Here is a 13,009-nt window from a genome sequence, read left to right as displayed (position 1 = left end):
ATAAAAAATGAAATTGACGGGAGAAAATGGCGAAAAGATTTAGGTACCGTTAATGAGGTAAATAAATATGTCCAGTGCAGTGACGTCAACAATAAGAGATCGCGCCGCGGGCGGCCGGTGGAGAAAGATCTCAACGCGGATGATCGTCGGCAACGGGATCCGGGGCCTAATCTCGGAAGCCGGCACAGCCTGCCTCCTCTCCGCTTTGCGAAACAACGCCGACCCGGTTTCTTTGCTTGCCGCCGTCAGACGGAATCCCAACTTATCAAGCGAAGTTTATCCCACTTTTGGAGAGATATCCACAGTCAAAGGCCCCGAAAAAATACCGGCTTTGGTCCCGGCTTCGGCGGTTCATGATGTTCCGCTCAAATCGCTACCCGGCTCGCTGAAAGGCGAAGAAATTTCATTCCGGTGCCTGGGCAACAGTTATGAGGCGGATGCCCGCCGGCTCATATTGTTAAGCGCGACATTAAGAACTGTACCAAAAGATATCCTGTCGGAGCCGGTTAAACTGATCAACTGGCTGGTCGACCATCGAGCCGCCGTTGCCGCTGAATGCGGCCGGAAATATTTTTCTCTGGGTTATTTAATGCAGGGGCTATCCGCCGCCGGCAAAATTCCCTTGGGACAAACATATCATCGCCTGGCCGGCGGCCGGGATTTATTTGATCACTCCCCCGCTCTCCAAGCCGTCCCGGAAGAAATCTCAAAAGCGGCCGTCAGCTTGATCGGCTGGCTGCGTGAAAACCGCGAACAGATCAAAACCGAAACCAAAAGCAAAAACCTGGCATTGGACACTTTGATCGACGCTCTGCAGGCCGCCGGCCGGATCCCGCTCAAGCAGAGTTTAAACCGCCTGGCCACCGCTCGGGATTTATATGATCGCTCACCCACCCTCCAGGACATTCAGGTTGAAATATTGAACGATCCGATTAAAGTTATTAATTGGCTGGACAAGAATCGAGAGCGGATCAGGACCGAAACGGGCAGCGATCGCCTGGCCCTGGCCACTTTAGTCCTTGCCCTGCATTCGGCCGGCAGAATTCCCTCCGAACAAACATATCATCGTCTGGCCGGCGGCCGGGATCTATACGATCGATCAGCCACTCTCCGGTCCATCCCGAAAAAAACTTTAAAGAATCCTCTTAAAATCATCGACTGGCTGTATAAGAACCGCGAGCAGATCAAAGCAGAGTCCAAAAGTGAACGTCTGGCTTTGACCTCTTTGATCGACGCGCTCCAGGCTGTTCGCAAAATCCCCCTCAAACAAACTTTCCATCGTCTGGCCGGCGGCCGGGATCTATACGATCGCTCGGCCACCCTCCAGGCCGTCCCGGCAGAAATCTTAAAAGATCGCGTTAAGCTGATCGGCTGGCTGAGCGAAAACCGCGAGCGGATCAAAGCCGAAACTAAAAGTAAAAGACTGGCTTTAGCCAGTTTGATCGAGGCGCTCCAGGCCGCTCGCAAAATCCCTCTCAAACAAAAGTTTTATCGCCTGGCTACCGGCCGCAGTATCTATGATCGCTCACCCACCCTCCAGGCTGTTCCAGATGAACTATTAAACGACCCCGTTAAATCAATTGATTGGCTGCATGAAAATCGCGAGCAAATTAAAACCGAAACCGGCAGCGATTCCCTGGCCCTGGTCACTTTAGTGGTCGCCCTGCAAGCCACCGGCCGGCTAGCCCTGAATCAGCAATTTAACCGCCTGGCCGACGGCCGGGACTCTTATGACTGCTCACCTACGCTCCAGAGCATTCCGGCCGAAAGGCTAAACGATCCGATCAAAGTTATTGATTGGTTAAGCCAACATCGCGGGCAGATCAAAGCCGAAACTAAAAGCCAAAGGCTCGTTCTGGGCACCTTGGTCGGCGCGCTCCAGGCCGTTCGTAAAATTCCTTTGGAGCAAAAATTTCAACGGCTGGCCGCCAGTCGGGAATTATATGATCGCTCGCCCGCTCTCCGGTCCGTTGAAGAAGGGATTTTAAAAGAGCCTGTTAAACTGGTTGACTGGCTAAGCAAAAACCTCCAACAGATCAAAACCGAAACTAAAAGCAAAAGTCTCGCTTTGGCCACTTTAATCGACGCTCTTCAGGCCGCCGGAAGAATTCCTTTGGAGCAAAAATTCAATCGGCTGGCCTCTGGTCGGGAATATTACGACCAGACCCCCGTTCTTCACGACGGCGAAAAAATATTGGGTTCGCTCGGGGCAGTCATCGTTTTTATCGATAAACGGAGAGAAAAATTATTAAGAAGGGACAAAAAGAGCGGCCGGGTCGCTTACGCGACCGCTCTCGGCGCGCTGGAGGCCGCCGGCCGGTTAAGCTCGACGATCAGCCTGCGCCATTTAAGGTTTGAGGCCGCGGCCGCCGACTATGCCCGCCGTTTTGAAACAATGATCAAAGAGAAAATCACCGCTGCGGGCCGGCAAGGCAAACTTGATAGATCCGGTTTCTTAAACATCAGGACCGGCCAACCACTTTCTACCCTTTATATCGGCACCATTCTCAAATGGGCGCAGAAACTCTACGGGCCCGGCGAAGCCCCTCCAACGGTTTAAACATCAGGACTTCAGCCCAAACGCCTTCTTCAATTCCTTGATCCTGTCCCGGATCTCCGCCGCCTGCTCAAAGTCTAACTCGGTCGCCGCCCTGGCCATCTCCCCTTCCAGGTCCTGGATCAGGGCCGGCAGCTCCTCTGGCGGCAGGAAATCCTTCAAACGCTTGATCTCGGCCAGCTTGCTCTCCCTGATCCGGTCGGAGATATCGTGGATCTCTTTGACAATGGTCTGCGGGACAATACCGTGTTTAGTATTGAAAGCGATCTGCAGTTTGCGGCGGCGGTTCGTTTCGGCCAGCGCCCGGCGCATTGAATCGGTCATCTTTTCCGCGTACATCAAGACCGTCCCGTTGACATTACGCGAGGCGCGGCCGATCGTCTGGATCAGCGAAGTCTCCCCACGCAGGAACCCCTCCTTGTCGGCATCGAGGATCGCCACCAGCGAGACTTCCGGCAGGTCCAAACCCTCGCGCAAAAGGTTGATACCGACCAAAACATCGAATTCCCCCAGCCGCAAACCCCGTAATATTTCGATCCGGTCGAGCGTTTCCACGTCGGAGTGAAGGTAGCGGACCTTGATCCCGGCCTCGTTAATATATTCCGACAGGTCTTCCGCCATCTTCTTGGTCAACGTCGTGACCAGCACCCGCTCCTTCCGTTCTACCCGGACCTTGATCTCTTCCAGCAAGTTCTCGACCTGGCCAACCGCCGGCCTGACCTCAACGGCCGGGTCAATTAACCCGGTCGGCCGGATGATTTGCTCAACCGTCTGCTGGGCATGCTGGTGCTCGTATTGTCCCGGCGTCGCCGAGACAAAGACCACTTGGTTAAAGCGGGTCTCTATCTCCGGAAAGTTGAGCGGCCGGTTATCGATAGCCGACGGCAAACGGAAGCCAAAGTCGATCAGGTTCCGCTTGCGGGCGCGGTCCCCCTCGTACATGCCGCGCATTTGCGGCAAAGTGATGTGCGATTCGTCGATAAACATGAGATAGTCTTCGGGAAAGTAACTGATCAGGGTCGACGGCGGGTCACCCGGCTTTCTACCGTCAAAATGCCGCGAATAGTTCTCGATCCCGTTGCAGTACCCCATCTCCCGGATCATTTCCATGTCATATTTGGTCCGTTGCTCGATCCGTTGCGCTTCGATCAGTTTGTTTTGCCCGCGCAATTCTTCGACTCGCGTGGTCATTTCCGCGAGGATCGTCTTGATCGCCGCGTCGCGCTGTTCGTCAAAGGTCAGGTAATGGGTTCCAGGGAAGATTCCGACCGAATCGCGGGCGGCCAGTTTACGGCCGCTGACCGTTTCCACGTCGAACAGCTTGCTGATCCGGTCGCCGTCGAGTTCGACTCGGACATAGTTCTTGGCAGACGAGGGGAAGATCTCCACTACATCGCCGCGCACCCGGAAGCGTCCCCGCTTCAGCTCGACATCGTTCCGCTCGTATTTGACGTTGACCAGCTTCTGCAGTAGCTCGTCGCGGACGCAGGGCTCCCCCACTTTCAGCAGGACGACCGCCCGGAGATAATCCTTGGGGGTCCCCAAACTATAAATGCAGGAAACAGAGGCGACAACGATCACGTCCCGCCTCGTCAACAGCGACATGGTCGCTTCATGCCGCAGGCGATCCAGCTCATCGTTGATCGCCGAATCTTTCTCGATGTAGGTATCGGTCGACGGGAGGTACGCCTCCGGCTGGTAATAGTCATAATAAGAAACGAAATACTCCACGGCGTTCTGGGGGAAGAAAGAGCGGAATTCCTGGCAGAGCTGGGCGGCCAGCGTTTTGTTCGGGGAGACGACCAGGGTCGGCCGCTGGACCGCCTGGATCACGTTGGCCATAGTGAAGGTTTTGCCCGAGCCGGTGATCCCCAAAAGGGTCTGGAATTTATTCCGGGCGGCCAAACCGGAGGTCAACTGGCCGATCGCCTTGGGCTGGTCGCCGCGCGGCTGATAATCAGAGACTATTTTGAACTTTGACATTCAGCTCTCTTTTGGTCCCGTCGTTCCTGATGACGACATCCGCCATCTTTAAGTATTCCGCCTGGGATAACTGCGCCTTGATCCGGCGGCTGGCTTCTCCCCGGCTTAACCCCGCCTTCAGCAAGCGCTTGAGCCTGGTCTCTTTTGGGGCCAGAACGACCACGACCCGATCGACTATTGGCAGTAACCCTATCTCCTTGAGGACCGCCGCATTGATTACAATCAACTTACCTGCCCGTCCGGCAGGCGGGCAACTAACAACTGACGACTGACAACTTGCTATTAGTTGAATGATCTTTTCTTTTAATCTCGGATGGACAAGCTTGTTCAGGAGCTGGAGCTTTTTTTGGTCCGCGAAGACGATCTCGGCCAGCTTCTTGCGGTTGATCTTGCCGCCCCGCAAAAGGACCTTCGAACCGAACGCCTTGACCAATTCATGCCAAGCTGGGGCTTGAGGGGAATAAAGCTGATGGGCCAGACTATCGGCGTCGATCACGGTCGCGCCGCGGCGGCGGAACAGCTTCGCCACTTCATCTTTGCCGGCCGCGATCGGCCCGGTCAGCCCAATGATCGTCATAACCAGATTATAACAACGTTGACAGGCAGCGGCAACTACCATAGAATTAAGCGTAATGAGATCGACAGCCAGATCGGTCAGCCTATTGCTCTTCCTGTTCGCCTTTTCTTGCCTGGTCCAGGCGGCTGACCTGAACTATCCCTACGCCAGCTTCCGCCTAAAATTGGCGCCGCATGACGATCCCTTTCCCGGCCTGGGGAACTATTACACGACTATTGCCAAGGGAGCGAAAAGCGTTCTCTGGAACCCGGCTTCCCTGGCCAAACTTAAATTATCCGAAGCCTCTCTCGCCCTGCCGATGGTTTCCGGCCTTTACAGTTATGAAAAGAGCTTTACGGTCGCTGAATCCGGCGGACAGATCGAGTTTGATCCCGGCAGTATCGGCAGCGGCGGCAATTACGGTCTCTTCTACCGTTACCCGCAAGATATCGGGGCCGGCTTGGCCACCAGGGAGATCACGGTCCTCGGCCACGGGAGTTACGCCACGGAAAGTACCGGGCAGAATTTCTCTACGGCCCTCAAGGTCAACGACTGGGTGACCGTCGGTTTTTCCTCGAACAGCCCGATCAGCGCCGACCTCTCGCTGGCCGGAGCCTTCCCGGTCACAGCCAGAGCCCGAACAAATTTTATCGGCCAAAAACTAGGCGACATGACGATCGGGGCCGACGGTAAATTAAGATTTACCTATGACATCGGGGGAACAGTCGCCACCTATGAAAGCTCCGCCGAGGTCTGGAGCAATTTCTTGAGCCAGGAGGCGACCCTGCCGCTGATCGCTTTTTCCGAGCTCCGGAACAACCTGACCGTCCAGTCGCCCTACACCGCGTCGATCGCTTCTAAAATAGGGAATTTCAGTCTGGGCTTAAATATGGTCCCGATCTCCGCTAACGCGAATATTGATAATGATGTTCGGGCAGTGGTCGATGCCGACACCTCAAATATCTATCTTTATACCCCGAATTTCGATCCTACCAACCAGGCCGATATCCTGAACTGGACAACGACCGAAGCCCGCTATGGAACTTCTAACGGTTATACCCGCAAAGATATCAAAGTCCCGGCCGGTGATGTTATCGGGACAGCCAAATACCGCGGTTTCTATCAGGCCAGCACCACCCGTTTTGACCTGGGCGGCATGTACGATGTGACCGACTGGTTGACCGTTGGGTTGGTGCTGGAGAACTTGACCGGCTCGACCTTGAACTTTAAAGGGAACGGGCTCGCCACTTTTATCAGCTACCGCGGGATCAGCACCGATGAATCAGCCAACTTCGACGATCTGATGAAGCCCGGCGGCAAGACCGAGTACACCCTGATTTCGGACCGGTGGACGACCACCAGTGAAGCGGGCGGCACCCTCCTCTACCTGGAGCCGGAAAAAAATTACGAACTCCCCAAGCGCCTCCGCTACGGCCTGGCCTTGAGCAAACCGTGGCTGATCGCCATCGACTTTGAACAAAATTCCAGCCCGATCACCATAAGGCAGGTGCAGAACAATGTTGTCTCGGATGTGGTCGTTCGTGATCTAAGCTTTATCCGGATCGGCATGGAGACCCGGCTCCTTTTTCTCCCCATGTGGCTGCGCGGCGGCTTGACCCTGATGCCCAAGCCGACTATTTCCGGTCTGACCGCCGAAGCGCAGAAAAGCCTGGACGATGCTTATAGCAAGGTCAGTAAATTCGGTCTCCCCGGCTTTCCGGTCAAGCTTGACCTGGGGACCAATATCAATGCCTGGGGAACGCTGGTCGGACTGTCGCTCGGTGTCAACGCCCAGAGCTTGATCAGCGTTCTGCAGTTCGACACAACAAATATCGACTTGAGCAAGGTTGTCTTCACCAACCTGACCGTCGGTCGGGACGCCTGGCTCATTTCCTACATCATGCAGATCGACCCGCTGGCGACCGCGGCCGCCTACGGCAACAAGCCGGCAGCTGCCGGCACCGACAAGAAGTTCGAGACAAGCGACGCAAAATTCATCCAAACGTTAGGAGTGACCTATAGATTTTAAAATGAAAAATTTCAAACTGAAAACAAAAGATTGTTGTTCCTTAATGATCTGCTGCTTATTTGTTCTGGGGCTGGCCACCGCCGGCCAGGCGCTCACCACCTCCGCGGCGACACAGGAAAAGCCATCGATCGCGATCAGGATCGACGGGAGCAAGCCTTATCCAGGCGACGCGCTAAGCGCCACCCCAAAAATTGAGATCACCGTTACGTCAACCAACACGGTTCAGGCGATCAACCTTAAGGTCGGCAGCGTTTCAGCCGCGTTGGTCCTTACCGGCAGCGCCGGCAAATTCTACGCCACGCATGAAGTTACTGCCGCCCTGGCCGACGGGACGCATTGTCTCACCATTGAAGCGGCCGATAATTATAATAATGTAACCACCCTTGAGATCCTCCCTCTTTACGTCCAGTCAGCCGGTGTCGTCACCATCCAGGGCCTGCCCCTGAACTACCCCAACCCGTTCGACCCGGGGACGCAAAAGACTTACCTCGGGTATAACCTCTCCAAATCCGCTAATGTCGCTATTAACATCTTTGACCTGTCCGGCAACCTGGTCGCCAAAAAATCCTATCTCTCCGGTCAGCCGGGAGGGAGCGCCAGTTACAACGAGGTCAGCTGGGACGGTAAGTCCGATTCCGGCAATTATGCCGGCAACGGCGTTTACATTTACCTGATAATCGCCGACGGCGCGCTCGCCCAGAACGGCAAAGGAAAGATCACGGTCTTTAAGCGATGAGAAAGATAATTATTAAAGCCCTCATTATCTGCTTAGCAGCGTTTGGTGGCTGGTCAGCGGCCCTGGCGGTCGATGGCATAGGACTTGATCCGGCCAGCACTCTTTACAGCGCGCGGCAACTCGGCCTGGGCGGAGCCGCTCTCGGTTTCGCCGATGACGCCAGCGGTGTTTTCGCCAACCCGGCCGGGATGACGAACATCAAATTCCCGCAATTACTGGCCGCTTCCCGGAAACTGGTCTTTGATGAAACCCAGTACACCCTGCTCTGCTGGTCGTTGCCGACCGATCTGGGCATTTTTGGCTTGGGCTATACCTCGCTAAACACCGGAGGATCACCGGCCACCCAGCGCGACCCCGCCACGACCAGGATCATTATCGCTCCCAGCCAAGAAGCGACTGGCTTTGACAACAACGTCCTCGCCCTCTCCTACTCCAGGAAGGTCAGGCCCGACCTGGCTGTCGGCGGGGCGCTCAAACTTTTCAATCAAGCCTTGCGCGGCGGGGTGGCCAGCCAGGCGAACGGGACAGGGCTCGACCTGTCGGCCAGTTACCACCCGCTCTCCTGGTTGACCGCTGCCGCTAATCTGCAAAACATTTTGGAAGGGACTTTAAAATGGACCGGAGGTTCGGCCGATAAGATCGGCGGCTTCTACAAGCTGGGATGCAAAGTTTATCTTCTCGGCTCCTCGACCGAAGCCTGGCGGGCTGGAGAGCACGATCTCTACGGCGGCCTTGACCTGGACATCCCACACAGCTCACTGGCCTCGACAGCTTATCATCTCGGCCTCGATTATTCGCCGGTCAAGAATGTGTTTATCCGGAGCGGGCTGAATATTGAAGGAGGCGGGCTCGGCCTAGCTCTCGGCGTCGGTGTGGTCAACGGCGGCTTCCGCTTTGATTACGCTTATGCCCAGCGGAACGGCTTGTCGGGCGACACGCCTCACTACTTTTCGCTCTCTTACCTCGGGGAGCGGGTCATGACCTTCGCCAAAAAGTTAACCGCCAAGCGGCCGCTCCTTAAGTTCCTCTCGCCCCGCGACCGGTTGATCACCGACCAGGAAACGATCGAGTTCACGGCTGAAGCTTGGGCGCTGCGTCTCCTCGACCAGAAGCGGACCTGGACCGTCACCGCTGTCTCCGAAACTAGCGACGCCTATGCCATAACTTCGCTGGAAGCGCTGGCCCAACTGACGTTTAACGGCCAGGCGCTCACCCGGAACGGCACCTTTGAGGGTAAAGCGGCAGTGGCGGTCGGCCGTAATGTTATCCAACTCGCCGGGTTCACTTCACCGGAAGTGGTCACCCCCCAGCAGATCTTCCAGGCCGTGACCGGTTCCGCCGAGTTGCATGTCTTGAGGATCGAACCGTTCCGCGATACCCCGCTCTCCTTCTGGGCGATCGAGCCGATCTCGCTGAACAGCGTCCTCGGCCTGGTCAATGGTTATCCCGACAACAGTTTTAAGCCGGATAAGGGGATCACCCGGGCGGAGCTTGTCACCCTCTTGGTCCGGAGCCTCGGCCTCTCCGCCGAAACACTGGAACCGCACGCCCAGACCGAGCTCTTCCGCGACGTGACTAAGAAGCATTGGGCAATTAAATATATCAATTACGGGAATGCCGTGAATTATGTCACCGGCTATCCTGATAAATCTTTCCAGCCAAACAAGGTCTTGACCCGGGCTGAAGGGGTCACCATCCTCGCCCGCTACGCCAACCTGATCGATGAGGCGGTCACGACCAATCCTTTCCCTGACCTCCTGCCCGGCTACTGGGCCAACAAGTTCATCGAACCGGCCAAGAAAGCCGGCCTGCTCAACTATCTAGCGGGGAAAGATTTCCAGGCGGCCGCCCCCTTCACCCGCGCCGAAGCGTGCGAGGTCCTCTACCGCGTGCCGAATATCCAGAAGATGGTCGAGGAGTATTGGGAGAGCGGGATCGTCTCTGGCGGTCGATAGTATAACTCCGGCCGTCGGTCCGGACCGTGATCGCCCCATCCAGGTCTGTCCGAAGATACTTTATCCCCGACCCAATTAATCTCTCCAGCGTCGACTGGTGCGGATGCCGGTAACGGTTGTTCTTCCCAACAAGAATGACCGCCAGCTCCGGGGCGACCCGCCGGAGGAACTCGTCCGAGGTCGAGGTCCGGCTCCCGTGGTGGCCGACTTTCAGGATCGTGGATCGTAGTTCGTGATTCGTGGATCGTAATAATCGTTCTTCGCCTGCTTGTTCCAGATCGCCCGTGAACAGGAAAGAAATTTTCCCATAAACCAGGCGCAGCACGATCGAGTCGGAATTGACGTCGCCGGTCAACGGCTGGAACGGACCGATGATCGTCCCGCGCAACTCATCACCCAGCTCGAGCCTTTGCCCGACCTTCGCACTAAGACATTTGATCGCATTTGCTTTGAGCAGTCCCTTGAACCGGCGATACGCGGCCGAATCAAACACCTGGCCGTTATCGATCACTTGGTCAACCTTGATCCCGGCCAGGACCTCATTTAAGCCGCCGATATGATCGTTATGCGGATGAGTCGCGATGACCAGATCAAGCCTGGTTATCCCTTGGCGACGCAAAAACGGGAGGACGACCCTCTGGCCAACCTTGTCATGGCCGCCTTGCGCCTTCTCTTCGCCCCCTCCGTCGATCAGGATCAGTTTGTTTTGCGGGGTCTGGATAAAAATGCTGTCCCCCTGCCCGACATCGAGAAAGGTCACTACCAATTGGCCGGAGGCGGTATCAGCCGTTAACCCGTTCCAGAGAAAAACAACCAATAGGAAGAGAACCCCGGCCATTATTCGTTTCGGGGTCAAGCGCAGCTTCTCTTCCCGCTTCAGTAACTCCAGCAGAGCCAGCAAGGCGAGATAGTAGCCGAGTATCACCGGCCAGCCTGGCACAGCGATATAGATCGAGGTCCCGGGGAGACTCGCGACCAGATCAGCGATATTCTCCAGGCAAAGCAATAAGAGCCAGATCGTATGGCCCAAAACCTGGGCGACCGGTAAAAGGATAAAACCGAGCACGGTCGTCCCAAAACCGAGGATGACCAGGAATTCGACCCAGGGGAGGACCAGCAAGTTGGAGATGATCGCTCCCGGCGTGATCTGGCCAAAACAGGTCGCGATGATCGGGGTCGTCGCCAGCAGCGGGGAGATCGAAAGGGCCAATAATTGCGGCATTCGCTTCTCCATGACCGGGACGACATAGACCAGCGACCAAGTCGCCGCGAAAGAGAGCTGGAAGCCGATGTCAAAAAGAACGTTGGGGTCAAGTAACAATAAAAGAAGCGCTGATATGGCTAAAGCGGTATAGAATTCTTTTTCCCGGTCGAAGAGGAGCCCGACCAACATCACTTCGCCCATGATCGCCGCCCGGATGATCGAGGCCCCTGCTCCGGTGATGATGACCAGCATTAAATTGAAAAAGGAGGTGGCTAGGACGCTCCAGGTTAGCGGCAAACCGGAACCGCGCATTAGGCCCAAACAGACCCCGATCAGGATGGAAACTTGGGTGCCGGAAACGACAAGCAGGTGGATCAAGCCAGCCTTCCTGTATTGCTCCGTAACCGAACTGTCTAAGGGGGAAACGGCGCTCCCCAGCAGGATACTGCCGAGCAAGGAAGCGTCTTTCTTTGGTAAGATCTTGTTCAAGACGTCGTTGAATCGGCCGCTTAGAAAGATCGCCAACTTCTTTAGTGGGTTCCCACCGCCACCAGGGAGCCGCTCAACATAGGAAGCGAAGAGCTTGAAAGATCGTCTCGGCCGCAGCAAAAACGGGTTAGCCAGCCCCTCGTCCGCTTCGATCACCCCGCGAACAACGACCCGATCGCCATATTCGAGGGTCAGCCTCTCCGTCGTAAAGACGTTCAGTCGCCCAACAGCGTCAGAAGTTCCAACCTGTTCGGTCTTTAAAGGGAAATAAGCTCCCTTTTCGGATATTTTCGGTTGCTCATCGATCCGGCCGGTTACCGTGCCGTACCCTTTATCCGCGTATTGAGCGATATCTTTGGGGTTGGGAAGATTTTTGTATTGATATAGAAAACAACCAAGTAAAAGTAAAATGATGAGTAAGAAAATAGTTGTATTGAGCTTATGGCAGGAAGCGTAAGTCGTTAGCAAAATAAAGACCAGCAGCAGAATGATCGTTGATGCTATGGGGATCGGCAGCAAACTAGCCAACAGTATCCCCACCGCATAAGCGAGTGTTAACCAGACCACCGGCTTATCCATTTTTTTTCACCACCAATATTTTCAGCACCCTCATCCGACTCGCCAAAGATTCGTACCTTCGCCTCCCCTCATCCGATCCGCCAAAGTAGCGTACCTTCTCCCAGGGGGAGAAGGTGTTTCGCAAGGCGATTTACCCTCTCCCTTTGGGAGAGGGTGAGAATCCTCAGGGGATCGGGTGAGGGCCGCTGATCCCCATCCGCCGGGCATGGTTATTATCACAGCGTTATCCTATCCTTCAGCTTCTCGAACTTACTTTTACCAAACCTAGGCAATTCCATTAACTGCTCCAGCTTCTGGAAAGGGCCGTTCTTTTGCCGGTATTCGATGATCTTCTCCGCTGTTGATTTGCCGATCCCGGGCAAAGCGTCAAGCTGGGCAACGCTAGCGCTGTTTAGATTAACCCGACCGGTAGTTTTAGCTTTACTCTGAGCCTTACCACTTACTTTAATCTCTACCACCTCTCTCACCACCGGTTGTTTCAATGGTATAAATATCTTCTCCCCATCTTTAACCGGCTCCGCCAAGTTCAAAGCCGACAAGTCAGCCATGGGCAAACTGCCGCCGGCTAAACTGATCGCAGACAACAATCTATCCCCCGGCTTTAACTTATAAACACCCTCTCTTCTGACCGCTCCGCAGACATGGACCAGTAAAGTTATCGGCTGGACATCTTGCGGTTCGGCCACAGTAATTTCATCGGACTCTTGGGGAATAAACTGTTTGGCCGCCATGACCCCGAGGCCAACGAGGAGAGAAACGATCAACCCGAGGATAAGGAGCTGTTGTTCTTTAGTGATCTCTAGACTGAACACGACTTGTGTAAAGCAATCTTATTGCCAGGTACAACCCGAATTCACTAATTGAGACACTAATGCCAGAATATTTCCTGTTTTATTAGGGTATTTGAGCCAGCATATTCGG

General features: G+C 55.1%; 8 protein-coding genes. 4 read left to right on the top strand and 4 right to left on the bottom strand.

The window, feature by feature from the left end:
• Window positions 1–67 precede the first annotated feature (67 nt).
• The gene (locus WC903_05015; GenBank protein ID MFA5893304.1) at window positions 68–2,560 is read left to right on the top strand and encodes a hypothetical protein; all 2,493 of its coding nucleotides are present in this window, start codon (window positions 68–70) and stop codon (window positions 2,558–2,560) included.
• 3 nt (window positions 2,561–2,563) lie between these two features.
• Here WC903_05015 and uvrB read toward each other — a convergent pair whose 3' ends face one another.
• On the bottom strand, window positions 2,564–4,540 hold the full coding sequence (gene uvrB, locus WC903_05010; protein ID MFA5893303.1) for an excinuclease ABC subunit UvrB: 1,977 nt from the start codon (window positions 4,538–4,540) through the stop codon (window positions 2,564–2,566).
• Window positions 4,515–5,117, bottom strand: a complete 603-nt coding sequence (gene coaE, locus WC903_05005) for a dephospho-CoA kinase (GenBank protein MFA5893302.1) — start codon at window positions 5,115–5,117, stop codon at window positions 4,515–4,517. The genes uvrB and coaE overlap by 26 nt, the downstream gene beginning before the upstream one ends.
• Window positions 5,118–5,172: 55 nt before the next feature.
• Between coaE and WC903_05000 the strand changes: the two genes are divergently transcribed.
• From WC903_05000 to WC903_04990, 3 genes are read left to right on the top strand one after another with little or no spacing between them, the layout of a single operon-like run.
• Window positions 5,173–7,125, top strand: coding sequence for a hypothetical protein (locus WC903_05000; GenBank protein ID MFA5893301.1), 1,953 nt, complete (start codon window positions 5,173–5,175; stop codon window positions 7,123–7,125).
• A gap of 1 nt (window position 7,126) precedes the next feature.
• Window positions 7,127–7,861: a FlgD immunoglobulin-like domain containing protein gene (locus WC903_04995; GenBank protein ID MFA5893300.1), complete on the top strand. Its 735-nt coding sequence runs from the start codon at window positions 7,127–7,129 to the stop codon at window positions 7,859–7,861.
• The gene (locus tag WC903_04990) at window positions 7,858–9,816 is read left to right on the top strand and encodes an S-layer homology domain-containing protein (GenBank protein MFA5893299.1); all 1,959 of its coding nucleotides are present in this window, start codon (window positions 7,858–7,860) and stop codon (window positions 9,814–9,816) included. Before WC903_04995 ends, WC903_04990 begins: the two co-directional genes overlap by 4 nt.
• Here the strand turns inward: WC903_04990 and WC903_04985 are convergent.
• Together WC903_04985 and WC903_04980 are read right to left on the bottom strand one after the other, a co-directional pair.
• Window positions 9,716–12,088 carry a DNA internalization-related competence protein ComEC/Rec2 gene (locus WC903_04985; GenBank protein MFA5893298.1) on the bottom strand — a complete coding sequence of 791 codons (2,373 nt, stop codon included), beginning with the start codon at window positions 12,086–12,088 and terminating at the stop codon, window positions 9,716–9,718. The genes WC903_04990 and WC903_04985 overlap by 101 nt on opposite strands.
• A 215-nt stretch (window positions 12,089–12,303) precedes the next feature.
• Window positions 12,304–12,900, bottom strand: coding sequence for a ComEA family DNA-binding protein (locus WC903_04980; GenBank protein ID MFA5893297.1), 597 nt, complete (start codon window positions 12,898–12,900; stop codon window positions 12,304–12,306).
• Between the last annotated feature and the right edge of the window lie 109 nt (window positions 12,901–13,009).

This window comes from Candidatus Margulisiibacteriota bacterium (assembly GCA_041658645.1).
GTDB lineage: Bacteria > Margulisbacteria > WOR-1 > O2-12-FULL-45-9 > XYB2-FULL-48-7 > JBAZZV01.
Note: the sequence above shows the minus strand (reverse complement) of the source record. Positions and strands in the feature narration are given on the sequence as shown.

Excerpts from the sequence above, each read along its gene's own strand:
- uvrB (MFA5893303.1), bottom strand. The coding sequence starts at position 4,540 with ATGTCAAAGTTCAAAATAGTCTCTGATTATCAGCCGCGCGGCGACCAG.
- WC903_04990 (MFA5893299.1), top strand. The coding sequence starts at position 7,858 with ATGAGAAAGATAATTATTAAAGCCCTCATTATCTGCTTAGCAGCGTTT.
- WC903_05015 (MFA5893304.1), top strand. The coding sequence starts at position 68 with ATGTCCAGTGCAGTGACGTCAACAATAAGAGATCGCGCCGCGGGCGGC.
- WC903_05000 (MFA5893301.1), top strand. The coding sequence starts at position 5,173 with ATGAGATCGACAGCCAGATCGGTCAGCCTATTGCTCTTCCTGTTCGCC.
- WC903_04985 (MFA5893298.1), bottom strand. The coding sequence starts at position 12,088 with ATGGATAAGCCGGTGGTCTGGTTAACACTCGCTTATGCGGTGGGGATA.
- WC903_04995 (MFA5893300.1), top strand. The coding sequence starts at position 7,127 with ATGAAAAATTTCAAACTGAAAACAAAAGATTGTTGTTCCTTAATGATC.
- coaE (MFA5893302.1), bottom strand. The coding sequence starts at position 5,117 with ATGACGATCATTGGGCTGACCGGGCCGATCGCGGCCGGCAAAGATGAA.